Annotated in this window: 22 protein-coding genes; 11 read left to right on the plus strand and 11 right to left on the minus strand. The window is 68.5% G+C overall.

Translation table 11 applies throughout. The annotated features are described in order from the left end of the window. Positions 1-17: 17 nt before the first annotated feature. A complete protein-coding gene (locus IG90_RS0129195) occupies positions 18-473 on the minus strand; it encodes a nuclear transport factor 2 family protein (protein WP_030590891.1) in 456 nt (151 codons plus the stop codon). Between the two features lie 216 nt (positions 474-689). On the opposite strand from IG90_RS0129195, the gene IG90_RS0129200 reads away from it, so the two are divergent. Then, positions 690-2297 carry a class I adenylate-forming enzyme family protein gene (locus IG90_RS0129200; RefSeq protein ID WP_051860301.1) on the plus strand — a complete coding sequence of 536 codons (1608 nt, stop codon included), beginning with the start codon at positions 690-692 and terminating at the stop codon, positions 2295-2297. Beyond that, positions 2294-3070: an enoyl-CoA hydratase/isomerase family protein gene (locus IG90_RS0129205; RefSeq protein WP_030590896.1), complete on the plus strand. Its 777-nt coding sequence runs from the start codon at positions 2294-2296 to the stop codon at positions 3068-3070. Before IG90_RS0129200 ends, IG90_RS0129205 begins: the two co-directional genes overlap by 4 nt. Before the next feature lie 153 nt (positions 3071-3223). Here IG90_RS0129205 and IG90_RS0129210 read toward each other — a convergent pair whose 3' ends face one another. Genes IG90_RS0129210 through IG90_RS0129220 form a run of 3 tightly spaced genes read right to left on the minus strand, consistent with a single transcriptional unit; the run spans position 3224 to position 5993 of the window. Continuing rightward, positions 3224-4444 carry a thiolase family protein gene (locus IG90_RS0129210; protein ID WP_233436111.1) on the minus strand — a complete coding sequence of 407 codons (1221 nt, stop codon included), beginning with the start codon at positions 4442-4444 and terminating at the stop codon, positions 3224-3226. Then, positions 4437-5165 carry a class I SAM-dependent methyltransferase gene (locus IG90_RS0129215; RefSeq protein ID WP_030590899.1) on the minus strand — a complete coding sequence of 243 codons (729 nt, stop codon included), beginning with the start codon at positions 5163-5165 and terminating at the stop codon, positions 4437-4439. The genes IG90_RS0129210 and IG90_RS0129215 overlap by 8 nt, the downstream gene beginning before the upstream one ends. Positions 5166-5192: 27 nt before the next feature. Then, the gene (locus tag IG90_RS0129220; RefSeq protein ID WP_030590902.1) at positions 5193-5993 is read right to left on the minus strand and encodes an SDR family NAD(P)-dependent oxidoreductase; all 801 of its coding nucleotides are present in this window, start codon (positions 5991-5993) and stop codon (positions 5193-5195) included. Between the two features lie 188 nt (positions 5994-6181). Here IG90_RS0129220 and IG90_RS0129225 point away from each other — a divergent pair, with 188 nt between their 5' ends. The 6 genes from IG90_RS0129225 to IG90_RS0129250 all read left to right on the plus strand — a co-directional run bounded on the left by IG90_RS0129225 (position 6182) and on the right by IG90_RS0129250 (position 13165). Further along, entirely contained in the window at positions 6182-7453 is a 1272-nt protein-coding gene (locus IG90_RS0129225) for a beta-ketoacyl-[acyl-carrier-protein] synthase family protein (RefSeq protein ID WP_030590906.1), read from the plus strand. Next, positions 7450-8673 carry a ketosynthase chain-length factor gene (locus IG90_RS0129230; RefSeq protein WP_030590908.1) on the plus strand — a complete coding sequence of 408 codons (1224 nt, stop codon included), beginning with the start codon at positions 7450-7452 and terminating at the stop codon, positions 8671-8673. Before IG90_RS0129225 ends, IG90_RS0129230 begins: the two co-directional genes overlap by 4 nt. A gap of 47 nt (positions 8674-8720) precedes the next feature. Continuing rightward, on the plus strand, positions 8721-8969 hold the full coding sequence (locus IG90_RS0129235) for an acyl carrier protein (protein WP_030590910.1): 249 nt from the start codon (positions 8721-8723) through the stop codon (positions 8967-8969). Positions 8970-9019: 50 nt separating this feature from the next. Then, on the plus strand, positions 9020-10042 hold the full coding sequence (locus IG90_RS0129240) for an acyltransferase domain-containing protein (protein ID WP_078585451.1): 1023 nt from the start codon (positions 9020-9022) through the stop codon (positions 10040-10042). 56 nt (positions 10043-10098) lie between these two features. Beyond that, on the plus strand, positions 10099-11493 hold the full coding sequence (locus tag IG90_RS0129245) for an FAD-binding oxidoreductase (RefSeq protein ID WP_030590916.1): 1395 nt from the start codon (positions 10099-10101) through the stop codon (positions 11491-11493). A 103-nt stretch (positions 11494-11596) separates the two neighbouring features. After that, complete coding sequence (locus IG90_RS0129250) at positions 11597-13165, plus strand: benzoate-CoA ligase family protein (RefSeq protein ID WP_033894738.1); 1569 nt, start codon at positions 11597-11599, stop codon at positions 13163-13165. A 42-nt stretch (positions 13166-13207) separates the two neighbouring features. Here the strand turns inward: IG90_RS0129250 and IG90_RS0129255 are convergent, their stop codons facing one another. From IG90_RS0129255 to IG90_RS0129275, 5 genes are all read right to left on the minus strand, one after another. Beyond that, a complete protein-coding gene (locus IG90_RS0129255) occupies positions 13208-13600 on the minus strand; it encodes a nuclear transport factor 2 family protein (RefSeq protein ID WP_030590922.1) in 393 nt (130 codons plus the stop codon). Between the two features lie 26 nt (positions 13601-13626). After that, positions 13627-15198: a phenylalanine aminomutase (D-beta-phenylalanine forming) gene (locus IG90_RS0129260; protein WP_030590926.1), complete on the minus strand. Its 1572-nt coding sequence runs from the start codon at positions 15196-15198 to the stop codon at positions 13627-13629. A gap of 311 nt (positions 15199-15509) precedes the next feature. Continuing rightward, positions 15510-15650 carry a hypothetical protein gene (locus IG90_RS46190; protein WP_233436112.1) on the minus strand — a complete coding sequence of 47 codons (141 nt, stop codon included), beginning with the start codon at positions 15648-15650 and terminating at the stop codon, positions 15510-15512. Between the two features lie 98 nt (positions 15651-15748). Then, positions 15749-16954 carry a cytochrome P450 gene (locus tag IG90_RS0129270; protein WP_030590933.1) on the minus strand — a complete coding sequence of 402 codons (1206 nt, stop codon included), beginning with the start codon at positions 16952-16954 and terminating at the stop codon, positions 15749-15751. Positions 16955-17046: 92 nt separating this feature from the next. After that, the gene (locus IG90_RS0129275; RefSeq protein WP_051860302.1) at positions 17047-17694 is read right to left on the minus strand and encodes a TetR/AcrR family transcriptional regulator; all 648 of its coding nucleotides are present in this window, start codon (positions 17692-17694) and stop codon (positions 17047-17049) included. Between the two features lie 77 nt (positions 17695-17771). Between IG90_RS0129275 and IG90_RS0129280 the strand changes: the two genes are divergently transcribed. Both IG90_RS0129280 and IG90_RS0129285 read left to right on the plus strand, forming a co-directional pair. Further along, a complete protein-coding gene (locus tag IG90_RS0129280) occupies positions 17772-19220 on the plus strand; it encodes an MFS transporter (RefSeq protein ID WP_078585452.1) in 1449 nt (482 codons plus the stop codon). 58 nt (positions 19221-19278) lie between these two features. Next, positions 19279-19530 carry a hypothetical protein gene (locus IG90_RS0129285; protein WP_030590941.1) on the plus strand — a complete coding sequence of 84 codons (252 nt, stop codon included), beginning with the start codon at positions 19279-19281 and terminating at the stop codon, positions 19528-19530. Positions 19531-20489: 959 nt separating this feature from the next. Here IG90_RS0129285 and IG90_RS0129295 read toward each other — a convergent pair. Both IG90_RS0129295 and IG90_RS0129300 read right to left on the minus strand, forming a co-directional pair. Beyond that, positions 20490-21368: an MFS transporter gene (locus IG90_RS0129295; protein WP_267958701.1), complete on the minus strand. Its 879-nt coding sequence runs from the start codon at positions 21366-21368 to the stop codon at positions 20490-20492. A gap of 67 nt (positions 21369-21435) precedes the next feature. Next, the gene (locus IG90_RS0129300) at positions 21436-21873 is read right to left on the minus strand and encodes a MerR family transcriptional regulator (protein WP_051860304.1); all 438 of its coding nucleotides are present in this window, start codon (positions 21871-21873) and stop codon (positions 21436-21438) included. A gap of 415 nt (positions 21874-22288) precedes the next feature. Between IG90_RS0129300 and IG90_RS0129305 the strand changes: the two genes are divergently transcribed. Next, on the plus strand, positions 22289-23791 hold the full coding sequence (locus IG90_RS0129305) for a SulP family inorganic anion transporter (RefSeq protein WP_030590947.1): 1503 nt from the start codon (positions 22289-22291) through the stop codon (positions 23789-23791). The last annotated feature ends 94 nt before the right edge of the window (positions 23792-23885 follow it).

Genomic DNA, 23885 nt, shown 5'->3' on the forward strand with positions numbered 1-23885 from the left:
TCTGGGACCTTGTCGTCTCAGCCCTTAGGGAGATCGTCCCGGAACACCTGACGGTGCCGGATGAACCATCGGTCCTCGTGCCGGGCCAGCACGTCCTCGCAGGTGCACACGAACTCCAGCTCCGACCGGCCGCCCACCACCGTCTTGGTGATCAGGGCATAGGTCTTGGCCAGGAGCGTCAACCCCGTTGCTTGCTGGAGCTCCATGGTGGTGACGCAGTGGCGGCGCAGGATGCCCTTCTCCTGCAGCCGGCGCGCTGCGGCCTCCGCGTTTTGGGCGATCTCGGCCCGCCCGCGCTGGGGCTCGGGGCGGGCGTTGGTGGCGAAGATCGCGTCATGCGTGAAGTCGTCGGTCCAATCGGCCACCCGGCCTTCGTCCATGGCCCGCATGTGGCGCCCGTAGAACTGCTGAATCTCTGCGAACAACGCCGCGGACACCGCGGTCTCCTCCGGCTTGTGCGGGGCCTGGGTCAAGGCACTCTCCTCCGCTCGGGTCTGGTCAACTCTTGCCGTAGTCACGGTGAGGGCTGCTTCTCCAAGCCGGGTAAAGAGACAAGCTCGGCCAGGGCAAGGCGGTGGACGAGAGCAGCCCGTGATGCTGCCTTGCTTGACCCTCAAGTTGCCGGTGGTGCCCTGTCCAGTGGAGACCGGTGGCAAGGGCCACCGCCTGATGCGACGGAGGCCAGCAACATGGAACCGGCCCCTCAGGCCGCAACACAGTCTGTGATCGACGCTCGGTGCCCCGAAGCAGGACCGGGCTGGAAAACCATCGGCGAACTCATCGAAGATGCCGCGTTGCTGCACGGCGACAAGGAATTCCTCCGATGCGGCGACAAAACGCTCAGCTTCTCCGAGACCGACACCCGCACCGACCGGTTGGCGCAGGCGCTGATCGCCCAAGGTGTCAAACCGGGTGACCGCGTAGCGATCATGATGGACAATGTGGCGGACTGGCCGTTGAGCTGGTTCGCGGCCATCAAGGCCGGTGCCATCACGGTGCCGGTCAACACCCGCTTCGGCTCCACGGACCTCGCTCACGTTTTGAAAGACTCTCAGGCCGTGCTGGTTCTGGCCTCTCCAGGCTGCGTGCGCTTGGCCCGTGACGTGAGCGGCGGCATCGGGCACCCCTGTGCGGTCCAGACGCTACGCGAACTGGAGGCCGGCATCGGCGACCGGCCGGTGGACGGTCCCGGCCTGTCGGCTCACGCGGACGACACCGTCAACTTCCAGTACACCTCCGGCACCACAGGCTTTCCGAAAGCCTGCATGCTCAGCCACGACTACTGGCTGCGCACGGCGTGGATGATTGCTGTCCACTCCGGCCTGCGCCCGGACGACGTCGTGCTGACGGCCCAGGCGTTCTCCTACATGGATCCCCAGTGGAAAGCCGTGATGTGCCTGATGGGCGGCGTTCCGCTGGTGGTACTACCGCGGTTCTCCGCCTCCGGCTTCTGGCACTCCGTCCGCCAGCACCGGGCCACGCTGACCTACGTGCTGGGCAGCATGCCCATGCTGCTGTACAAGCAGCCGTCCCACTCGGGAGACCGCGATCACGCGATGCGGCTGGTCTTGTGCTCGGGCATCCCGCGCGACCTGCACTGTGCGTTCGAGGACCGCTGGGGCGCAACCTGGCGCGAGGTGTACGGCTCCACCGAGAGCGGGTTGGACTTGATCATGCCGCCTGGTGAGGAGGCCACCGTGGGCAGCGGGGCGATGGGGTATCCGCCGGCCGGCAAGGAGGTCATTGTCGCCGACGAACAGCAGTGCCATGTCCAGCCTGGGCAGACCGGCGAGATTCTGGTGCGGGGAAGGCCCATCATGAAGGGTTACTGGAACAACCCGGATAGTACCGAGCGGGCGTTCCGCGGCGGCTGGTACCACACCGGCGACCTCGGACGTGCCGAGGCGGCCGGGAGCGTGGTTCACGCCGGACGGCTGAAGGACATGATCCGGCGCGGTGGGGAGAACATCGCAGCGGCCGAGGTCGAGAGCGTCCTCGAAGCTCATCCGGCAGTCCTGGCCGCTGCCGTCGTCGGGATCCCCGACGAGCTCTTCGGTGAGCTGCCCAAAGCCTTCCTGCAGCTGCGTCCCGGCTACCGCCCCACCACGGCAACGGCTCGCAGTATCCTCGCGCACACCCGCCGCCACCTCGCGAAATTCAAGGTTCCTGCCTACGTCGAATTCGTCGGCTCCTTCCCTATGACTCCCTCCGCCCGTATCCAGAAGCGCCAGCTGCTTCGTCCCGGGGAAGACCAGCGCACCGGTGCGTTCGACGCTGCGGTGGACGCGTGGGTATGAGCGACGTACCGCCGTTGCTGAGCTCCGCCGACCTGACCATCACGGTCGACAGCGGCGTTGCTGTGATCGCTATGAGCCGTCCGGCGAAACTCAACGCCCTGACTCGCGACATGCGCCGGGACCTGGCCGAGCTGCTGCGCCACTACGGCGACGGCAGCCAGGCTCGCGGAGTGGTGATCACCGGCCGGGGGAAAGCCTTCTCTGCCGGAATGGACCTGCGCGAAGCCGCCGCCTCAGAGCTCGATCTGCTGGCGGAGATGAAGCTGTTCAACGACATCACCCGTGCCGCTCTCATCACCGAAGTCCCGGTCGTTGCCGCCCTCAACGGCATCGCCGTCGGCGGCGCCGGCGAGATGGCGCTGAGCTTCGACGCCCGCATCGCCACCGCCCAGGCCGCGATCTCATGGCCGGAGACCGGTGTCGGGCTCACCGTGTCCAATGCCGCGAGCCTGTTCTTACCCCGCCTCGCCGGCGCACCCAGGGCCCTGCACCTGATCATGAACAGCGCCGGGCTCAGCGCCTCCCAGGCACTGGACCTCGGTCTCCTCGACGGCATCGTCGAGCCGGAGGATCTCATCCCCGCCGCCATCCGGCTGATCCACCGGTGGACGCAGCCGGGTTCGTCCACGGCCGCACATCTGCGGCTGATGCGGCCCTCGCTGCGTGCCGTGGAAACGTCCATGGCGCGCGAGGCCGCGGCCGTACGGCAGGTCCAGGAAAGCGGCATTGCCCAGGTCGGCATCGCCATGGTGCTGGCTGGCCACGGGAGGTGACCGCCGCTCGGGGACGGCCGGGGACCGTACCTCGAAGGGGGCCGCCGATGCACACCCCGAACGGGCTGTGGTGAAGGCCGAAAGCCTCCTTCACCACAGCCCGCTCGGGGTGTGTCCCCTCGCATGCCCAGCACTGGGCACCAGGAGGCCGGGTCAGTCGGTCACTTCGATGATCAGTGCTGCCGCGGTGTCGCCTGCGGCGCACCCGGTGAACAGCCCCAGCCCGCCGCCTCGTGCCCTCAGCACGTGTGCGAGTTCCGTGACCGTCCGCAGCCCGGTCGGGCCTTGGGGGTGTCCGAAGAGAAGGCTGCAGCCGGACGCGTTCATGGCCTCCAGTGCCACCCCGGTTTCCCGGGCGAAGTACAGGTCGTTCACCGCGAAGGGGTTGTGGGTGCTGATGCCATCCATCGCGTCGATCTTCAGCCCGGCGGCGTGCAGCGCCGCCTGTGCGGCCGGAACGAGAGCCTTGGGCATGCGGGCCGGCTCCACTCGCGCGAAGCCGGATGCGACCAGGCGCACGATCGGACCGCGGTCGGCGACCTCACGGGCGCGCGGTGTCGTTGTCACCAGGGCCCCCGCTGTGCCGTCCGCAGGATGAGTTTGCGTGGCGGCGGTGTGGACGCCGCCGGGGAGGACCGTCGGAAGTCGACCGGCGCTGTCGGCCGTGACCGGCCGCACGCCTTCGTCGGCCAGGAGTCCTACGGTGCCGAGTTCGTCCCGTTCGATCTCGATGCCGACCATGAAGTCACGCTGGAAGGCGCGGTCGTCGCTGAGCGCGGCGGTGTATTGCTCGGAGCGCAGGACGGCGAGGACATCCAGGTCGTCGCGGGTGAAGCCGCACTCGGCCGCGACGGCTTCGGCCGTGGCGAGCATGCTCTGTCCGGTAACGGGATCCCGGGAGAAGCTGTCGCGTACCCAGTTCTCGCGTACTGGTCTCTGCTCGGAACCGGAAGGTGAGGGCCAGGACAGGTCCGGGCCGTTGCTGGTGCGGTCGGTGGTGACGATCAGTTGCGGTCCGATTCCTGTGCCCACCGCTGCGGCGGCCTGGTGCAGGGCCGCGACAGAGGTGGCGCAAGCTTGGTTGAGCATCGGTCCAAAGACCTGGGGCATGCCCAGTCGGGCCGCGAGTGTGGTGGCTCCGTAGAAGATGGCGGGCTGCGGCACGGTCCAGCCCAGTACCAGGCCCTCGATGGCGTTGCGGTCGATGCCGCGCTCCGACAGTGCCCGGCTGGTGGCGGCCACGGCCAGGTCGAGGCTGGAGATGTGGGCCAAGGCACCTCCCCACCGCGCGAAGGGCGAGGTCCACAGCGCCGTCAGGGGGATGGCCGCATCACGGTAGGTGGCCCCGGCCGTCATGCGCTTCTCCTCACTCATCGGGGTCCATGGATACTCCGGAGCGGCGGGGCGTAGTGGTCTCCGATGCGCGGGCCGCGAAGAGTGCAACGCTGCCGCGTACCTCGATCCAGTGGCTGGCGAAGTGTTCGTCCAGGGCCTGGTGCAGTCCGTGCACGCTGTCGTGCTGGTTGTGGAAAGAACCCTGGCGCTGGTAGAGGATGTTGAAGCGGCGGGAGAGGGCGGTGTGTTCCACACCCTGGGACAGGACAGTGCTGCCGAAGAGGACGCCGCCGGGCGCGAGCGCCTCGCGCAGGTGCTTGAAGACGATCTTCTTGCCGCCCGGTGGCTCGGGCAGGCAGTGCATCACGTAGTTGTAGGCGATGGATGTGAAGCCGCTGCCGACGAGATCGGGCAGGGGTTCCAGGATGTCCGCCTGCACGCAGCGCGGGGTGTAGCGGCGCAGGCGGTGAGCGGCGAACTTGAGCGGGTCGGGGTTGAGGTCGAGCAGGGATAGTTCAGGTTTGCCTGCGGGGAAGCGGCAGTGGTCCAAGTAGTAGCCCGAACCGGGGCCGATCTCCAGGTGGCGGGAGGTGATCCAGTCGTTGTAGTGGTCGAGCAGCCGTGACTTCGGGCAGCGCCACAGCAGCCGGTTTGACGCGTGGACGACCACTGCGTCGTACAGGCGCAGCCGCCGGTGTTCGTAGTAGGTCTGGCCCTCGAAGCCGAAGGCGGAGGACTCGGGGGATGCATCGATGGTCATGCGCGTGTCCCTCTTCCCGTCGAAGCGTCAGTAACTGCCCAGCCCGCCACAGACGTTGAGTGCCTGGGCGGTCACCGACGCGGCTACCGGACTGACCAGGTAGCGCACCATGCCGGCCACCTCTTCGGGGGTGGAGTAGCGGCCGAGGGGGATCTTCGCCTCGAAGTCGGCAAGGACCTGCTCCTCGGTGACGTTGTTGAGCTTGGCGTAACTGGCGCGGATGTCCTGGGCCATGGGCGTTTCCACGTAGCCGGGGCATACCGCGTTCACGGTGGGGCCGCCGTGGGCGGCGAACTCCTTGGCGAGTGCCTTGGTGAAGCCGATGACACCGGCCTTGGCCGCCGAATACGGGGCCCCGTACGGGACGCCCTGCTTGCCGCCGGTGGAAGCGATGTTGATGATCCGCCCGGTCGGCTGCTTGATCGCATCGCTGCTCCGGATGACCTCGCGGGTCACCCAGAAGACGCTGTTGAGGTTGGTGTTGATGACGTCCAGCCACAACTCGTCGGGGATCGCGGCGGTCACGCCGCCACCGCTGCGGCCGGCGTTGTTGACCAGGACTTTTGGCTCGCCGTGCTCCTTGGCGCACCGTTCCACCATGTCGTGGACCGCGTCGCGGTCCCGTACGTCGCAGGTGTAGCCGGCCACGTCGAAGTGGTCGTCCTCCATCGTCAGCGACCTGACGACCGTATCCAGCTTCCCGGGGTCGCGGCCGGTGATGACGACCTTCAGCCCGTCCTGCAGCAGGGCCTGTGCGATCGACAGACCAATGCCGCTCGTGCCGCCCGTAACCAGGGCGACGCTTGTGGATTCGGTGTGTGCGGGCATGGCGAGACTTTCTCCCTTCGTCGGGGTGGCCGGAACGGACCGGCCCGACGACGAGGCTCCATGCCGGCGGTGCAGGGCCGGTCCACGCCCGGGCAAGGCACTCTCTGCCGCCCAAGCAAGGCACTCTGGAGCAGAGAATGAGTGGCTGTTAACTGCCGCTGGAGCAGCACCCCGCAAGGTCTCAAGGTGTGAGCCGACACGTAGTCATAACTGGCCTGAGCGTCCTCGCACCCGGTTCGACGGATACCGAGGGCTTCTGGAAGATGATCACAGCGGGACGCAGCGCGATCCGCAGGATCACGGCATTCGACCCCACACCCTTCCGATCCCAGGTGGCGGGAGAAGTCGATCTGGATCCGCTGGCCTGCGGGTTCACCCGCCGCGAGGTCCGGCGTCTGGACCGGGCCAGCCTGCTGGCCGTGGCCTGCGCCAGACGGGCGGTGGCGGAAGCCGGGATCACCTCCGGCACGGGTATCGACCCCGGCCGTATCGGTGTGAGCGTGGGCAACGCGGTGGGATCCGCCACGAGCATCGAGAACGAGTACGTCGTGCTGTCCGACGAGGGACGCCAGTGGCTGGTCGACCAGAACTACCAGTCCCCCCACCTCTTCGACTACTTCGTACCTGCTTCCCTCGCCCGCGAGACCGCCTGGGCGGCCGGTGCCGAAGGACCGGTGTCGGTCATCTCGGCCGGCTGCACTTCAGGCATCGACGCCCTGGGCCATGCCTGCCAGCTCATCCAGGAGGGCAGCGCCGACGTGATGGTCGCCGGCGCCACCGATGCTCCCATCACCCCGATCGCCGTGGCCTGCTTCGACGCGATCAAGGCCACCACCCGCCGTAACGACGATCCCGAACACGCCCCGCGCCCCTTCGACCGCACCCGGGACGGATTCGCCATCGCCGAGGGCGCGGCCATGCTGGTCCTGGAGGACAGCGAACATGCCTGGCGACGCGGAGCCGACATCTACGGCACCATCACCGGATACGCCGCGCATTCGAACGCTTACCACATGACGGGCCTGTCCCGGGACGGCAACGAGATGGCCCGCGCCATCACGACCGCCCTGGACGAGGCCCGCACCGACCCCACGGCCGTCGGGTACGTCAATGCCCACGGCTCGGGCACCAAGCAGAACGATCTTCATGAAACCGAGGCGTTCAAGAAGGCCCTGGGCGAGCACGCCTACAACGTCCCGGTCAGCTCCATCAAGTCGATGATCGGGCACTCTCTCGGCGCGATCGGGGCGATCGAGGTCGCCACCTGCGCGCTGGCCATCCGCAACGGAGTGGTGCCCCCCACCGCGAACCTCCATGAGCCCGACCCGGACTGCGACCTGGACTACGTCCCCCTTGAGGCACGTGACGTGGACCTTGACGTCGTCCTCACCGTGGGCAGCGGGTTCGGCGGGTTCCAGAGCGCCATGGTCTTGGAGAAGTGGCGAGGAGGCCGCGCATGAGCACCGACGTCGTGATCACCGGGATGGGTGTGACCGCGCCCACCGGCCTGAGCGTCAAGGAGTACTGGAACGCCACCCTGGCCGGCACCCAGGGCATCGCCCCGCTGCAGGAGTTCGACCCCTCGCCGTACACCGCACGCCTCGCCGGGCAGATCACCGGCTTCGAGGCCAAGGAGCACCTGCCCGGGCGGCTGCTGCCGCAGACCGACCGCGTCACCCGGCTCGCTCTGGTCGCTGCCGACCGTGCACTGGAGGATGCCCAGGTCGACATCGCCGAACTCGGCACCTACGAGTGCGGTGTCGTCACCTCGAACGCGACCGGCGGCTTCGAGTTCTCCCACCGCGAGATGCAGCGCCTGTGGACGCAAGGCCCCGACCGCGTCAGCGTCTACCAGTGCTTTGCATGGTTCTACGCCGTCAACACCGGCCAGATCTCCATCCGGCACAAGATGCGCGGCCCGGGCGGCGTGGTCGTCGCCGAACAGGCAGGCGGCCTCGATGCCATCGGGCACGCCCGCCGCACGATCACCCGCGGCCGCAGCCGCCTGATGGTCACCGGCGGTGTCGAGTCCTCCTTCGACCCATGGGGCTGGGTGTCACACCTCGCCTCCGGCGCCGTCAGCACGGCCACCGACCCCGCCACCGCCTACCTGCCGTTCGACCAGCAGGCCTGCGGCTATGTGCCGGGAGAAGGCGGTGCCCTCTTCGTCATGGAGGACGCCGAATCGGCGCGAGGACGCACCGACCGACGTCCCTACGGAAAGATCACCGGCTACGCGGCGACTTTCGACCCCGCCCCCGAGACGCAACGGCCTTCCGGTCTGCGGCGCGCCGTTGACCTGGCCCTGGCGGATGCGGGGCTGCAGCCCGACGCCATCGACCTCGTCGTCGCCGACGCGGCAGGCGTCGCCGACCTCGACGCCCAGGAAGCCGATGCCCTGCGCTCCGTCTTCGGCCCGTACGGCGTCCCCGTCTGCGCGCCCAAGACCATGGTCGGCCGACTGATGGCCGGCGGAGGACCACTTGACGTGGTGTGCGCCCTGCTCGCGCTGCGCGACAACGTCATCCCACCGGCCGTCAACGTCACCGACGTCGTCGACGACTACCAGATCGACCTCGTCCGCGACAACCCACGCACGTGCCCCCTGTCGAGGGCCCTGGTCCTCGCGCGCGGCGCCGGCGGCTTCAACTCGGCCGTCATCGTCGAGCACACCCCCTGAAACCACCACTCCCCGTGTTCCCACCCGTTGAGAAGGGACCGTTCCACATGCTCAACATCGACCAGCTCCTGCAGATCCTCAGCGAGCGCTCCGGCGACGAGCAGGCCCTCGCCCAGGGCGACGACATCCTCGACCGCGAGTTCGAGCTCCTCGGCTACGACTCCCTGGTCCTGCTGGAGACCTCCGCCCAGCTCAAGCACCGCTACAACATCGACATCCCGGAGGACGTCATCCGGGACCTGAAGACACCGCGCGCCGTCCTCGAGTACGTCAACGTCCCCGCCAGCAGGAACTGAGGCACCCGTCCGCCCTCCTCCCGCCCCTTTTGCACCGCAGGAGCCAGCTGATGGATGCCCCCACCCCATACCCCTGTCCGCCGCGCCCCAGAGTCGTTCTCACCTTCCCCGGCCAAGGGGCACAGCACTCCCGCATGGCCGCCGGCCTCTACGGCGTCTCCAAGTCCTTCACCTCCACGATGGACCACGCCTTCGACGCCTTCGGACCGGCCGGACGCACCCTGCGCGAAGGATGGCTCGCGGCCACGCCGCCCACGGCCTTCGACGACATCTCCTACGCCCAGCCCCTCCTGTACGCGGTCAACTGCGCGATGGGCACCATGCTCATCGAGTCGGGTCTGCGCCCCGATGTCCTGCTGGGCCACAGCGTGGGGGAACTGGCCGCCGCCACCCTGGCTGGCGTGTTCTCCTTCGACTGCGGCCTGCGCTACCTGTCCGAATACATCGGCGTCTACCAGCACGCCCCGCGCGGCGGCATGCTGGCCGTGGCCGCCAGCCCCATGGAGGTCGAAGCCCACCTGGTGCCAGGCGTGGTCATCGGCGCCGTCAACGCACCGCGCCAGGTACTGCTCTCCGCCCCGGAAGAGGCCCTGGCCGACGTGGAAGCCGCCCTCCGCGGTGCCGGTATCACCTGTTCCCGCGCCCGCGCCCTGCAGCCCTTCCACCACCCGGTGATGCGCGACGTCGTCACGGCCCACGCGGGCTCCCTCACCCGTCCGCACCTCCACCCGCCGCACACCACCCTCTACTCCGCCTACACCGGGCAGGAACTTGCCGACGAGCTCGCCACCGACTGGCAGTTCTGGACCGGTCAGCCCGCCGAGCCGGTCCTGTTCGGCCCCACCCTCGAGCATCTGCTGAGCAGTGGCCCTCACCTCTTGATCGAAGCAGGCCCCGGACAGAGCCTGACCGCCCTGGCACGGCGCACGCCCGCGGTCGCCCGCGGCGCGGCGACAGCCCTCGCCCTGCTGCCGACCCGCGCGGGCGAGCCGGACGCCGACATCGAAGCCGTACGGGCCGCCCTGACACAGCTCGCCCTCTACGGATGCGACCCGCTGACGCCGGACTTCTGACGCCCCAGCTGCCACCCCGTCAAGCGCCCGCCGTGGCGCCGCAGAAAGGGACAAGCATGCAGTTCCCACAGCTCGACCCTGCCACCCTGGCCGCGTTCAGCGCGGCGTTCAGGGGGGAGTTGATCTGGCCGAGCGACGCCGACTACGACGAGGCGCGCCGCATCTGGAACGGCACGATCGACCGGCGCCCCGCGCTGATCGCCCGCTGCACCAGCACCTCGGATGTGGTCGCCGCGGTGAGCTTCGCCCGCAAGAGCGGCCTGCTGGTCGCGGTCCGCGGCGGAGGACACAGCATGGCCGGGCACTCGGTATGCGACGGCGGGATCGTCATCGATCTCTCCTTGATGAACAGCGTCAAGGTCAGCCGCCGTCTGCGGCACGCGCGAGCCCAGGGCGGCTGCCTGCTGGGGGCGTTCGACACCGCCACCCAGGCCCACATGCTCGCCACCCCCGCCGGCGTGGTCTCCCACACCGGATTGGGGGGACTCGTCCTCGGCGGCGGGTTCGGCTGGCTGAGCCGCAAGTACGGCCTGTCCATCGACAACCTCACCTCCGTGGAGATCGTCACCGCGGACGGCGCAGTCCTCACCGCGAGCGACACCGAGAACCCCGACCTGTTCTGGGCCGTCCGGGGCGGCGGCGGCAACTTCGGCGTAGTGACAGCATTCGAGTTCGACCTCCACCGGGTCGGGCCCGTCCGCTTCGCCAGCACCTACTACTCACTGGACGAAGGACCCCAGGTCATCCAGGCCTGGCGCGACCACATGGCCACCGCCCCCGACGAACTGACCTGGGCCCTGTATCTGCGCCTGGCACCACCGCTGCCCGAACTGCCTGCAGACATGCACGGCAAGCCGGTGATCTGCGCCATGAGCTGCTGGATCGGGGATCCGCACGAGGGTGAGCGGCAGCTCGAGTCCATCCTCCACGTCGGCAAGCCCCACGGCCTGACCAAGGTGACCTTGCCCTACCGGGCCCTGCAGGCATACTCCTTCCCCGGCGCCGTCGTCCCCGACCGCATCTACACCAAGAGCGGCTACCTGAACGAACTGAGCGACGCAGCCATCGACACGGTTCTGGAACACGCCGCCGACATCGCCTCCCCGTTCACCCAGCTCGAACTGCTCTACCTGGGCGGAGCCGTGGCGCGCGTCTCCGACGACGCCACCGCCTACCCCAACCGCCAGTCGCCGTTCGTGACCAACCTGGCCGCCGCCTGGACGGACCCCACCGAGGACGCCCGCCACACCGCCTGGGCTCGCGAGGGCTACCAGGCCCTGGCCGGCCACCTTTCCGGCGGCTACGTCAACTTCATGAACCCGGGCGAGGCGGACCGCACGCGGGACTCCTACGGGGCCGCCAAGTTCGAACGGCTGCAGACCGTCAAGACCAAGTACGACCCGACCAACCTGTTCCGCCTCAACCAGAACATCCCCCCGATCAACCCCTGACACCACCACGCCGCCCTGCCCCGGCTCCCGGCCAACGCCGCGACCGGGGCAGGGCCACACCCGGGGGCCGATCAGCTCCACACCCCCTTGAACAGGAGCCGACATGACCATCGACCGCTTCAACCTCTCCACCCTCATCGACCACCACCTCGACACCGGCCTGAGCGACAAAGCCGCCCTCTACGGCCCCCACGGACACGTCAGCTACGGCGAGCTGTACCGGAGCATGTGCGCGATGGGCCGAGCCCTGCGCGCGCTTGGCATCCAGCGTGAACAGCGCGTCCTGCTCGTCCTGGACGACACCCCGGCGTTCTTCACCGCCTTCCTCGGCGCCAGCCGCATCGGCGCCATCCCGGTTCCGATCAACTATCAAACCAGCCCAGAACAGATCCGTTTCTACGCTCAGGACAGTTACGCCCGGGCTGCTGTGATCGAAGCGGACCGGTACGAGGAGCTCGCGCCCGCTCTGCTGGAGGCCGGCGTGATGGTGATAAGCACCGAGCCAGCCGGGCCGGACGAAGCCACGCTCCACATGCGCGACCTGATCCGCTCACACGAGGGCGACCTGGGCGCCGCGCCCACGCACACCGAGGATCCCGCGTTGTGGCTGTACAGCTCCGGGTCCACCGGACGGCCCAAAGGAGTGGTCCACCTGCAGCGGGACATCGCACCCGCCTGTCGGCACTACGCGGGCGAAGTCCTGGGCCTCACGCAGGACGACGTGCACCTGTCCACCACCAAGCTCTTCCACGCCTACGGCCTGGGCAACAGCCTGTTGTTTCCGCTGTGGTTCGGCGGGACCTCGGTCCTGCTGCCCGGGTTTCCGGCACCGCACCTCGTGCTGGAAACCATCGAACGCGCGCGTCCCACGCTGCTGTTCTCCGTCCCGGCCCTGTACAACGCCATGCCCCGCTCGCCTGGCGCCGGCTCTCGGGACATGTCGTCCATCCGGCTGTGCATCTCGGCCGCCGAGAACCTGCCCGCTCACGTCTGGGAACGATGGCACGAGGTGTACGGGCTGACGATCCTGGACGGCGTGGGGTCCACCGAAATGCTGCACATCTACTGCAGCAACACCGAACGGTCCCTGCGCCCCGGCTCCTCCGGGCAGGCCGTGCCCGGCTACCAGATCAAGCTCGTCGACCCCGACGGCGGCGATATGGAAGGCGCAGGCAGCGGAGAGATGCTCGTGCGGGGCGGCAGCACGCTGGCCCAGTACTGGCATCGCGCCGACCAGACCCGCTCGGTGCTGCAGGGAAGCTGGTACCGCACCGGCGACCGATATCGCCGCGACGAGGACGGCTTCTACTGGTACGAGGGACGTGCCGACGACATGATGAAGGTCTCCGGGCTATGGGTTGCTCCTGCCGCGATCGAGACCGCCCTTCAGCGGCACCCGGATGTAGCCCAGGCAGCGGTCGTCGGCGTGGACACCGACCGCCTCACCCGGATCAAGGCGTTCATCGTGCTGCGCGACGGCTGCCAGGGCAACGACACATTGGCCCGGCATCTGCGGCAGTGGTGCAAGGACCGTCTGGCCAGTCATCAGTTCCCACACCTGGTCGAGTTCGCTGCGGACCTGCCCAAGACGTCTACGGGCAAGGTCCAGCGGTTCGCCCTGCGCGCACAGCAGACAGTAGAAGCGGATGCTCCGGCCGCCCACGCCGTGTGACCAGCGTGGGGTGGCCGGAGCCGATGACGTTCCGGCAGGGGCTCAGGCGCCTGCCGGGGCGGCGTTCGGGCTCAGGTGCAGGCCGGCGAGCTGCAACCGCCCGTCCTGGCGGACGACGACAAGGGTGAAGCGGAACGCACCGCTGGCGTCGGCATCACCGTTCACGCTCCGCTGGGTCTGGGCCGCCACCACGACGGCCGTCTCCCCGTAGCAGCGGATGCGCAGGTCGCTCACCGCGAACAACACGTTGCGCACGGTACCCGTGCTGTAGCGGGCCAGCCACTCCTCGCGGCTGCGCACGAAGCCCCGGGGCCCGACGCCGACGAAGTCCTTCGCGAGCAGATCGTCCAGCGCCCGGTGGTCTTCCCGCTCTTCGGCCGTACTCCATTCCTGGACGAAGTCCGCAACCGCCTGTTCGGCCAATGTGGTGGTCATGTCGTGTCTCCCTTCCGGCTACGGCTTCAGCAGGCCGCCACGGCAGTGTCGACGGACTCGCCCGCGATCAGGTCGGCCGCCAGCTTCTCGACGTAGTCGGTGATGGTCTCGTCCCGGTCGAGGAACGGCACGATCTTGCGGGTGCGCTCGTACAGCGGGCGGGTGAAGGAGGACAGTTTGTCCGCGCCGCGGATGTCGACGGCCTGGCAGGCACACAGCAGCTCGAAGGCCACCACGTAGGCGGCGTTGGTGAGCACCTCCCGGGCGCGGCGGGCGGCGACGAATCCGAAGGACACGATGTCCTGGAAGTCCGCTGTGCTCGTGAGGGACTGCACCGACATCGGGATGGTCAGGGTGCGGGTCTCCGCGGTGATGGACGCGGTCATGAACTGGCCGCCCATCAGGCCCAGGCGCAGTCCCGGGTCTTCCCGGCACAGGAAGGCGGGCAGCCCGTTGCTGTTGCTCTTGTCCAGGAAGCGGTCCACTCGCCGGTTGGCGAGATTGGTCACGGTGGCCAGGGCCATGTTGAGATGGTCCATGGCCATGGCCACGTACTGGCCGTGGAAGTGTCCGTTGTGAAACACCTCCGCCTCCTCCGGCAGGACGATCGGGTTGTCGTTGGAGGAGTTCAGCTCGTCCTGCACGGTCGCCCCGATCCGCTCCAGCACGTCGAGCACGGGCCCCAGGATCTGCGGCGTGCACCTGATGGAGTAGGCATCTTCGATCGCCAGCGAACCGGCCTTGGCGACCGTACCCATCTCTGCGGCCAGGGTCTGCTCGGTGTCGAGTTCGTTGACCGCCAGGTGCGAGTCGGCCAGCCCCTCCCACAGACGCGACGCCACCTGACGCTGCCCGCGGTGCGGCTTGACCCCGTGCACACGAGGGTCGAAAGGTTTCGTCATGCCTGCCAGGCCCTCGACCGACAACGCAGAGACCTGCAGGTAGCGGTCCACGAGCCGACGGGCGGCCTGGAAAACCACGGTGCCCAGGCCGACCATGCCCGACGTGCCGTTGATCAGGGCCAGGCCGTCCTTGTAGCTCAGCTCCATCGGCTCGATGCCGGCCTCGGACAGGGCCTGCCGACCGGGCATGATCTGTCCGTTGTAGCGGGCCTTCCACTGCCCCGCGCACACCAGGGCGATCGCGGCCAGCGGGCCGAGGTCACCGCTGGTGCCCAGGGAGCCCTTCTCCGGGACGCATGGCACGATCCCGGAGTTGAGCACGGTCACCAGCTTGTCCAGATTCGCTGGGGTGATCGCGGAGTTCCCGCGCGCCAGCGACACGATGCGGGACAGCATGATGGTCCGGCCAGTCGTGTCGTCCAGATATGTCCCCACGTTGGTGGCGACTGCGTTGATCAGGTTCTCCTGGAGCTGCCGGGCCTGGGACACCGGGACGAGGTGGTCGACGAAGCCCCCCATGCTGGTGTTGACCCCGTAGATGACACGTTCGTCCTGCACGAACTTCTCCAGCACGTCGCGCGAGGCGCGGACTCGGGAGCGGACGGGTGCGGACAGCTCCACGGGCGTGCGCTGTCGCGCCGCGTCCTCAAGTTGGTCGAGCGTGACGTTCATGTCGAGCTCTATGACGAAGGTCATGAAGTTCCCTTTGCGGCCGGAGGATCGGTGGCGTCGACGGGCTGCACAGACCGCCTGCCCATGCCAGCGGACAGGCGCGGCACGCCGACGGCATCCGGTTCGCGACCGGGCAGGCCGACTGAGTGCCGCACCGGATTCACTGAACCGCCCGTCGCTCCACGCCCAAGCAAGGCAGCCTCACGGCCCGCCCAAGGTCACCCCTGAACCCCTCGGTGCTCCACGTGAAGCGGCCGCAGCCGAGGGACGGTTCCTCCATGACCGGTGGGGCAGGTGGGGGTATGATGCCGAAGGGGCGACCGTTTCCCCCCGGCTCACGCGGGCGCGATCAACTCGCCAGTGCTGGTGTCGGACACCGTGATGGCCTCCACCGGGCAGCATTCTGCGGCGTCCCGTGCCGTGTCATCGGCGACGATGACGTCCTCGCACGGCTCGGCATGGCCGTTCTGCTTCATCCGGAAATGGGCGGAGGAACCAGCACACGCGCCCGATCCGATGCACAATGCCGCGTCCGCCGCCAGCCGCCAACGGCCGGCAGCCGCAGACGCCCCGGTCACCACTTCACCATCAGGGTCTTCGGCCCACCGACCTGCGTGCCCGTCTTCCACACGATCTCCGCTTCGTCGACGGCCAGTCGGAGGTGCGGCAGACGGCACAGCAGAACACCCAGCGCCACCTGGAGCTCCAGCCTGGCCAACTGCGCACCCAGGCAGTGGTGCACACCGTGCCCAAAGGCGACGTGCGGGTTGGGCGACCTGCCGACATCGAGGCGGCCGGGATCGGCGAAAACGTCCGGATCCCAGTTGGCCGCCACAGTGGGGGCGAACACGGTCTCGCCGGGCTGAATCCTCACCCCGCACAGTTCCACCGGCTCGGTGGCGACCCTGGCCCGGAAACTGCCCGAGCCCAGCGGGATGAACCGCAGCAGCTCCTCCACCGCCGACGCCATCACCGACGGATCCGCGCGCAAGCGGTCCATGTCATGCGGGCGTTGGAGCAGCAGGTAGGTGCAGTTGGCGATCTGGCTCGCCGTGGTCTCATGGCCGGCGATGAGCAGATCACGGGCCAGAAGGACCAGCTCCTCGTCCCGAAGCCGCCCCTCCTCCCGGTCCCACATCTGCACCAGAGCCCCGAGCAGGTCATCGGTCGGCTCGCGGCGCCGTCGGCTCACCAGGGCGGCGAAGTAGTCGGCCATGGCCTGCACGACCGACGCCGATTCAGCGGACGCGCAGGCCGTGGTGGACAGCAGAGCATCGGACCAGCCCAGCAGCTGATCACGGTCGCCCCCGGGTACACCCAGCAGGTCGCAGATCACCGTGACGGGCAGTGGCAGCGCGTACGACGCGACCAGATCGGCCAGCGCACCCGAGGCGTCCATCGCCTCCAGCAACTCCCCGGCGATCCTCTGCGTGGCGGGCCGCAGCTCTTCCACCCTGCGCTTGGTGAAGACACCCGCGACCGTTTTGCGCAAGCGCGTGTGGTCCGGGGGATCCAGCGACATCAGCACGCCTTCACCCGCCGGGTCACGCTGGATCCGCGGTGCCTCGGCGTGCTGCGTGGCGGCACGACTGAACCGTGGATCACCCAGCACGGTCTTGATGTCCTGATAACGCGTGACCAGCCATGCCTCACCCCCGTACGGGAGGCGGACGCGGCTGATGGGCTCCTTCTGCCGTAATTGCGCGAAGGCCGGTTCCACGTGCAGCTCGGAGGCGGGCACGAAGGGAAAGTCCCGCAAATTCCTGGTATGGGTGGTCACTGAGCTTCTCCTGTCCGTCAAGCGGGGCAGTCCACTCCAGAGCGCCACCGAACGGCGCACGGCAGGGCGTCCCGTCTCCGAGCCGGCACCGGTCAGGAACCTGCCGTCGAGCGCTGGCCAGGGGCCTCGGGCGGAGTGGGGTCGTTGAACAAGCGGGAGAGGTGGTAGCGCATCACGTACCGGGCTTGTGCCGCCGACCGCTGCCCGACCAGCACGCTGATCCCGACACCGTGACTGAGACTCAGCAGACGCGCGGCCTCGGCGGAGACATCCAGATATGCCGCGATTTCCCCCGCCGCCTGAGCCGTGGCCAGGATGCTGGTGAGCTGTCGCTCAAGACGGTTCGGCCCTTCGATGAAGGGCTGCTCCGCCAGTTCGGGGTCGGTCATGGCCAGTACCGCGTAAGACGTCCACACGAGCCGGAAGGTGTGGCTGTCGGCGTCGACCGGCAGGGCTTCGTCGACCAACGCTTCCAGACAGGCGCGAGCCGAACCCGGATCATCCAGGCTCTCAAGCCGCACCGACCACCGCTCGTGGCTCTGCTGCTCAAGGTGCTGCAGAGCGGCGTGCATCAACTGGGCCTTGGTGTCGAAGTAGTACTGCACCAGGTTCAAGGACATGCCCGCTTCTGCCGCGACCGCACGCATGGTCACCGCATGCAGTCCGTCCCGCGCGGCCACCCGGACCAGGGCATCAGCGATGTACGCCCGGCGCTGGGCATGGTCAACACGCTTCGGCATCGTGCCCCCTTCCTGTCTGACCCACTTTCATAGTACCTCTGTACTGTAAAAGCTCGCCGCGACGATAGGGAAGAAAGATGGGACAACGCGAAGCCTGTGCCGCCGACGGATCAATCGACTACGAGGAAGAGACAGGCGCACTGGCGCCCCGTCAGGCAGCGCTGTTATGGCTGGCCTGCGCGGCACAGTTCATGGTGGTGCTCGACGTGTCGGTGGTGAACGTCGCGCTGCCGTCGATCCAGACCGCGCTCGGCTTCGACGCTGCGGGACTGCAGTGGGTCGTGGGCAGCTACGCGCTGGTCTTCGCGGGCTTCCTGCTTCTCGGCGGCCGGCTCGCGGACCTGTTCGGCCGTCGGCGGGCGTTCGTGTGGGGGCTGGTGTTGTTTTCCGTCTCCAGCCTGGTGGGCGGACTCGCCGCCGGCCCTGGTCTGCTGATCGCCATGCGCGCGGTGCAGGGCCTGGGCGCCGCGGTGCTGGCCCCGGCCACGTTGACCATCCTGACCACCACCTTCCCCGAAGGGCCTGGCCGCACCAAGGCGTTGGCGATCTGGACTGCCGTCAGTTCCGCCGGAGGCGCGGCGGGCAACCTGATCGGCGGCGTCCTGACCGACACACTGTCATGGCGGTGGATCCTGCTGATCAACGTGCCGATCGGCGCTGTAGCCATCCTTGCTACCCTGCGCCTGCTGCCGGCCGATCGCTCCCGCGCGGCGTCCGGCAGGCTCGACGTCCCCGGGGCGGTGCTGGCCACACTGGGCGTCACCGCGCTCGTCTACGGGGTCAACCAGGCCGGAACACAGGGCTGGACGGGGCCGGCCACTTTGACGGGCCTGGCGGTCAGTGCCGTGGCGCTGATCGCGTTCGCGGTGACGGAGGCCCGGTACGCGACAGCCCCCCTGGTGCCGCCGGGCCTGGTGCGGCTGCGACCGATCTGGGCGGGCAACGTAACCATGCTGCTGGCCGGCTGCTGCTTCATCCCCATGTGGTACTTCCTGTCGCTGTACATGCAGGACGTCCTCCACTACGGGGCCTTGGCCACGGGCGTCGGTTTCCTGCCCCATACGCTTGTCGGTATCGCGGCCGCCCGGCTCGCTCCCACCGTCATGGAGCGCACCGGCGCCCGCGGTCTCATCGTCCTCAGCGCCGTCCTCAGCGCCGTCGGCTTCCTCTGGCAGAGCAGTATCAGCACGGGCAGTGGATACCTGGACGGCCTGCTCGGGCCCGCGATCGTCATGTCCGCCGGTATGGGGCTGCTCATCACCCCGATCACCACCACCGTCACCTCGGGCATCCGCGAGCAGGATGCAGGGGCAGCCTCCGGGCTGATGAACACCACTCGCCAACTCGGCGGTGTCGTCGGGCTCGCCGCCCTCGTCACCCTCGCGACCGCCGGCGGTGGACCGGACCTGTCGTACAGGGCCGTATTCGTGGCGACGGCGGCTGTGTGCGCGGGTGTTGCGGTGATGGCCTTGGCTCTGCCTGCGCCACAAGAGGGCCGGGACGAGTCGGTCGCGATGCGGCGGTGAGCTCCCGTCCCGCCCTCGGCCGCGAGGTGCTGGGCGTGCCCTCGCCAGGTGTCATGCCGTGATCATTCACCGACCGGAGCCGGTACGGGTCTTCTCGTTCCGGCTCTGGGACATCGGCCGACTGGTCCGGTTCCCTCAGCCGGAACAGCGCGGCGAGGATGTCCTCGGTGCCGGTCGCGGCGACCGTGCACCCGTCGCGATCGAGGTGGAGTCGATCGGCGACCCAGAGGCCAGGGGCGAGGCTTGCGGCGCCGGAGGTGAGCACGGTGCCGTACAGGGCGATCATGAGGGCCCAGGTCTCCAGGAGTAGCCATCTGCAACTCTACGTCTGCCCGGAGTCCCCGGATCATCCGCACACCGGCCTGATCCAGTGAGTCATCTCCGCACTGAGCAGGGTCCTGGACCGGCTTGGCGGCGGGGCTCGCGGTTCCTGTCGTGACGCGCGCGTTCTTGCCGGTGGCCGGTCCGCTGAAGTTCCGGGGAATAGCATCAGATGCGTGATCGGAAGGCACTGTCAGCCCGGGGCAAGCCCCGTCGGGGAGCCAGGGCCCACCCCGACGGGGCTCTTGATCACTCCCGAGTGGCCTTCACTTCGTCGCGCACCGCGCGAACAGACCGAATCGCAGCGATCATCTTCTGGGAGAGCGCGGGAACCTGGTCGAAGAGGTGCCCCACAACAGTGAAGCCCCCAACGACCGCGGCAGTCCCTACAGTCACCCATCCCGCCAGTTCCATGTAGCCCCTTTCAGAGAGTGTCGGCGAAGGCACCGAGGGCCGTCTGTCTCCGACCCCTGGCGCGTTGACGCGGCCGCCTCGGTGTCGCCTTTTCGGCGCCGCTCTCTCGTAACGAACTACACGGCTGTTCGGGCCACTTGAGTCTAAACGCTGTCTCTGGGAGTCACTGAGGACTCAGCACGATGCGAGGTCCACGGGCTGGACTCTCATCCCCGCAGTCTTCACGCGGAAGTGACTGGAACCGGGCCCTGCACCTCCTACCTGGCCAACCTCACCGGATAGACCCCGGTGGCCGGATGGGGAGCAATGAGTCGGCACACCCAGCCCGGGCGCGAGTGTTCTTGTCGGCCAACGCATCGCGCAGGCGGCCGCGGCCCTCCTGAACCTTCGACTCATCGAGCGAGCAGGGCGGCGGATGCTTCCCGGCTCTCCCACGACCGACCGGGCCGCCCGCGGGCCCGCGCTGGCGCTCCGGTCAGAATCCATGCCGACTGGTGCTGCTGGCTGCGAGGAGCGCAGCGAAGGCGGCCAGGGTCAGCGCGGCCAGGCCAGTGCCGGGCCGAGGGCAGTCCCCAGAGTGCGGGCGAGGTTGGTGATGCCGCCTGTGGTCCCGGTGTGGTGCTCGGGGGTGGCATCCAGGATGGCGGTCATGATCGGCGAGTTGAACAGCGCCATCCCGGCGCCCAGTATCGCCATCCGCCAGGCTAGGTCGAACAGGCTCGCATTCGCTGCCAAGGTGAGCATCGGGAGCAGGCCCGCTACCGTCGTGGCGCCACCCAAGGTCGCCACCGGCAGAGGGCGGAAGCGGTCGGCCAACAGCCCGGCCAGTGGCGTGATCACAGCGCTGGCGGCGATGAAGAACACCAAGGCGGTGCTCAGGAGCTGAGGGCCGCGGTGCATCACATCGCTGATGAAGAACGGCAGCGAGAAGGTGATCAGGCCGACGACCGAGGAGTTGAACATGAGCGCCAGCGTGGGCCAGCCCAGTTGCCCCCGTCGCACCAGCGCGAGGACCGGACGGGACGTACGGCTGCGGGTCCATCCAGCGCCCATGGCGAGCGCGAGGAGGGCAAGGGCTGCTGCCCACAGGGGGCGGCGCGCGATCTGCTCGATGGCCAGCAGGGCGGCGGTGACCGCCGTTCCGACCAGCAGCACGTCGCCGGCCAGCGCCCGCCCCGCGTGCTCGGGGCTGGGTGCGCCACCCGCGCGTGAGGGGACCGCGACCAGTCCGAGGACGGCGGCGGCGAGGAGCAGGGGCGCCTTCACCCAGAGCACGGCACGCCATCCGTACGCGTCGGCCAGCCAGCCGCCGAGCGGTGCGACGGCGATGCTGCCCACCATCATGATCGTGGCGTGATAGCTCATGGCCCGGCCCCGTTGGTCCGGACGGACGGCCGTGGCAACGACTGGCAGGTAGAGGGCCTTCCTCCACGGTTACGTGCCCCACACGGCACAGAAAGGCCGGTGACGCGCGGCCGCGTCAGGAGTGCGTGGCCGGGTCAGCGGGAAAGGCGTTCTCGGAGCCGGCAACCGTCAGCCGGTTGCGGAGGGCGGCGAAGTCCTCGGCGCGCTCCAGCTGGACGCGCAGCTCCTCGACCTTGCGGACGGCGGCCTGCTCGCAGCCGCGCACCCGCTCCGGCAACGCTTCCCGCCCGGCGGCGGCTTCGGGATGCTCATCGGAGTCGAGACGGTCTGTGGCCGCCAGAAGGTCGCGCATTTCATCCAGGGTGAAGCCGAGCGGCTTCATCCGGCGGATGACCATGAGGCGGCCGACATCGGCCTCGGCGTAGAGCCGGAACCCGCCCTGGGAGCGGGCGGAGGGGATGACCAGGCCGGTCTCCTCATAGTGCCGGATGGCGCGCAGGGACAGCTCGGTCCACACGGCGACCTCACCGATCTGCATGTGCTCGCTGCCCACGCGGGCGCCCTTCCTCTTCTGTCACCGAGGCCACAGACGGCCGACGTCGATCTCTACCCTAACGTTAGGGTAGAGTATGTGATCGTGGAGTCGGCTCCGTGCCGTCCCCGCTCTCATGGTGCGGGATCGCTCCCGTGACCGTCAGTCAGCCGTGCCGGGGCCGACGATGCCCCGGCGAAGACCGATGCCTGCAGGAGAGAGCGTGCGCATGCCCATGATGCCCGGCGCCGCCGTCTGCCCACCGTGATCCTTCACCCCCGAGCAGCGCCCGCGGCACTCCCGCCCGCGCCTGCCGCCCTTCTGAACTTCAGCCCGCCGTACGCGGGCTCCGCGGATGGCCGCCCCGGCCCTCCGGCGCCCTCCTGCACGCCCCGCAACGACGACGGGTGTGGCCGAGCACGACAGGTACCTGCTCTTGTCTACGTCCGCACTGTCCCCGGCCGCGCGGCTGCGCGGCCTCAAGCCCGAGTGGCTGAACGACCCAAAGGTCTGGCGTACTGAGGTCCTGGCCGGCCTCGTCGTCGCCCTCGCGCTGATCCCCGAGGCGATCTCCTTCTCGATCATCGCGGGAGTCGATCCCGCCATCGGCCTGTTCGCGTCCTTCACGATGGCCGTGACCATTTCCATCGTCGGCGGGCGCCGCGCGATGATCTCCGCTGCGACCGGTGCCATCGCCCTGGTCATCGCCCCGCTCAACCGTGAACACGGCCTGGGCTACTTGATCGCCGCTGTCATCCTGGCCGGCGTCTTCCAGATCATTCTCGGCGCGCTCGGCGTCGCGAAGCTGATGCGGTTCGTGCCGCGCTCGGTGATGGTCGGCTTCGTCAACGCCCTCGCCATCCTCATCTTCATGGCGCAGGTCCCCGAGATGCACGACGTGCCCTGGCCCGTCTACCCGCTCATCGTCGGCGGTCTGGCGCTCATGGTGTTCTTCCCGAAGGTCACCAAGGTGATCCCGGCCCCTCTCGTCTCGATCGTCATCCTCACTGTGATCACGGTCGCGGCCGGGATCGCGGTGCCGACCGTGGGCGACAAGGGCGAGCTGCCCTCCTCGCTGCCCGTGCCCGGCCTGCCGGACGTGCCGTTCACGATGGACACCCTGACCACCATTGCCCCCTACGCGCTCGCCATGGCGCTGGTCGGCCTGATGGAATCGCTGATGACGGCCAAGCTCGTTGACGACATCACAGACACCCACTCCTCCAAGACCCGGGAGTCCATCGGCCAGGGCATCGCCAACATCGTCACCGGCTTCTTCGGCGGCATGGGCGGCTGCGCCATGATCGGCCAGACCATGATCAACGTGAAGGTGTCCGGGGCCCGCACCCGCCTCTCCACGTTCCTGGCGGGTTCGTTCCTGATGGTGCTGTGCATCGTCTTCGGTCCGGTTGTCTCCGACATCCCGATGGCCGCGCTGGTCGCCGTGATGGTGATGGTGTCCTTCTCGACCTTCGACTGGCACTCCATCGCACCCAAAACCCTCAAGCGGATGCCCGTCGGCGAGATCGTCGTCATGGTCATCACCGTGGCCTGTGTAGTCGCCACCGACAACCTGGCCATCGGTGTCGTCGTCGGCTCCGTCACCGCCATGGTGATCTTCGCCAAGCGCGTCGCCCACCTCGCCAGCGTCACCGCGGTCACTGACCCCGATGGCAGTACGGTGGTGTACTCCGTGACCGGCGAGCTGTTCTTCGCCTCCAACGACCTCGTCGGACAGTTCAACTACGCCACCGACCCCGACAAGGTCGTCATCGACCTCAGCGCGGCACACATCTGGGACGCCTCTTCCGTGGCCGCCCTGGATGCGATCGAGACGAAGTACGCCCAGCGCGGCAAGACCGTCGAGATCATCGGCCTGAACAACCCGAGCGCCCAGATCCACAAAAAGCTCAGCGGCGAACTCACCGGCAGCCACTAGTACTCCAGTGCGGTTTCGTGATCTATCCGGTGAGTTGGTCAGTTGACCGTTGTCGGTAGTGGCTGCGGCGGGCTGTTGCTTGGTGGCGTCGGCG

Origin of the sequence: Streptomyces anulatus (assembly GCF_000721175.1) — a bacterium.
GTDB lineage: Bacteria > Actinomycetota > Actinomycetes > Streptomycetales > Streptomycetaceae > Streptomyces > Streptomyces anulatus_C.

Bases quoted from the DNA above. Each gene is read 5' to 3' on its own strand.
- IG90_RS0129275 (WP_051860302.1), bottom strand. From the start codon at position 17,694: ATGCCGAAGCGTGTTGACCATGCCCAGCGCCGGGCGTACATCGCTGAT.
- IG90_RS0129205 (WP_030590896.1), top strand. From the start codon at position 2,294: ATGAGCGACGTACCGCCGTTGCTGAGCTCCGCCGACCTGACCATCACG.
- IG90_RS0129220 (WP_030590902.1), bottom strand. From the start codon at position 5,993: ATGCCCGCACACACCGAATCCACAAGCGTCGCCCTGGTTACGGGCGGC.
- IG90_RS0129200 (WP_051860301.1), top strand. From the start codon at position 690: ATGGAACCGGCCCCTCAGGCCGCAACACAGTCTGTGATCGACGCTCGG.
- IG90_RS0129215 (WP_030590899.1), bottom strand. From the start codon at position 5,165: ATGACCATCGATGCATCCCCCGAGTCCTCCGCCTTCGGCTTCGAGGGC.
- IG90_RS0129260 (WP_030590926.1), bottom strand. From the start codon at position 15,198: ATGACCTTCGTCATAGAGCTCGACATGAACGTCACGCTCGACCAACTT.
- IG90_RS0129250 (WP_033894738.1), top strand. From the start codon at position 11,597: ATGACCATCGACCGCTTCAACCTCTCCACCCTCATCGACCACCACCTC.
- IG90_RS46190 (WP_233436112.1), bottom strand. From the start codon at position 15,650: ATGAAGCAGAACGGCCATGCCGAGCCGTGCGAGGACGTCATCGTCGCC.
- IG90_RS0129230 (WP_030590908.1), top strand. From the start codon at position 7,450: ATGAGCACCGACGTCGTGATCACCGGGATGGGTGTGACCGCGCCCACC.
- IG90_RS0129240 (WP_078585451.1), top strand. From the start codon at position 9,020: ATGGATGCCCCCACCCCATACCCCTGTCCGCCGCGCCCCAGAGTCGTT.
- IG90_RS0129280 (WP_078585452.1), top strand. From the start codon at position 17,772: ATGGGACAACGCGAAGCCTGTGCCGCCGACGGATCAATCGACTACGAG.
- IG90_RS0129245 (WP_030590916.1), top strand. From the start codon at position 10,099: ATGCAGTTCCCACAGCTCGACCCTGCCACCCTGGCCGCGTTCAGCGCG.
- IG90_RS0129235 (WP_030590910.1), top strand. From the start codon at position 8,721: ATGCTCAACATCGACCAGCTCCTGCAGATCCTCAGCGAGCGCTCCGGC.
- IG90_RS0129255 (WP_030590922.1), bottom strand. From the start codon at position 13,600: ATGACCACCACATTGGCCGAACAGGCGGTTGCGGACTTCGTCCAGGAA.
- IG90_RS0129210 (WP_233436111.1), bottom strand. From the start codon at position 4,444: ATGAGTGAGGAGAAGCGCATGACGGCCGGGGCCACCTACCGTGATGCG.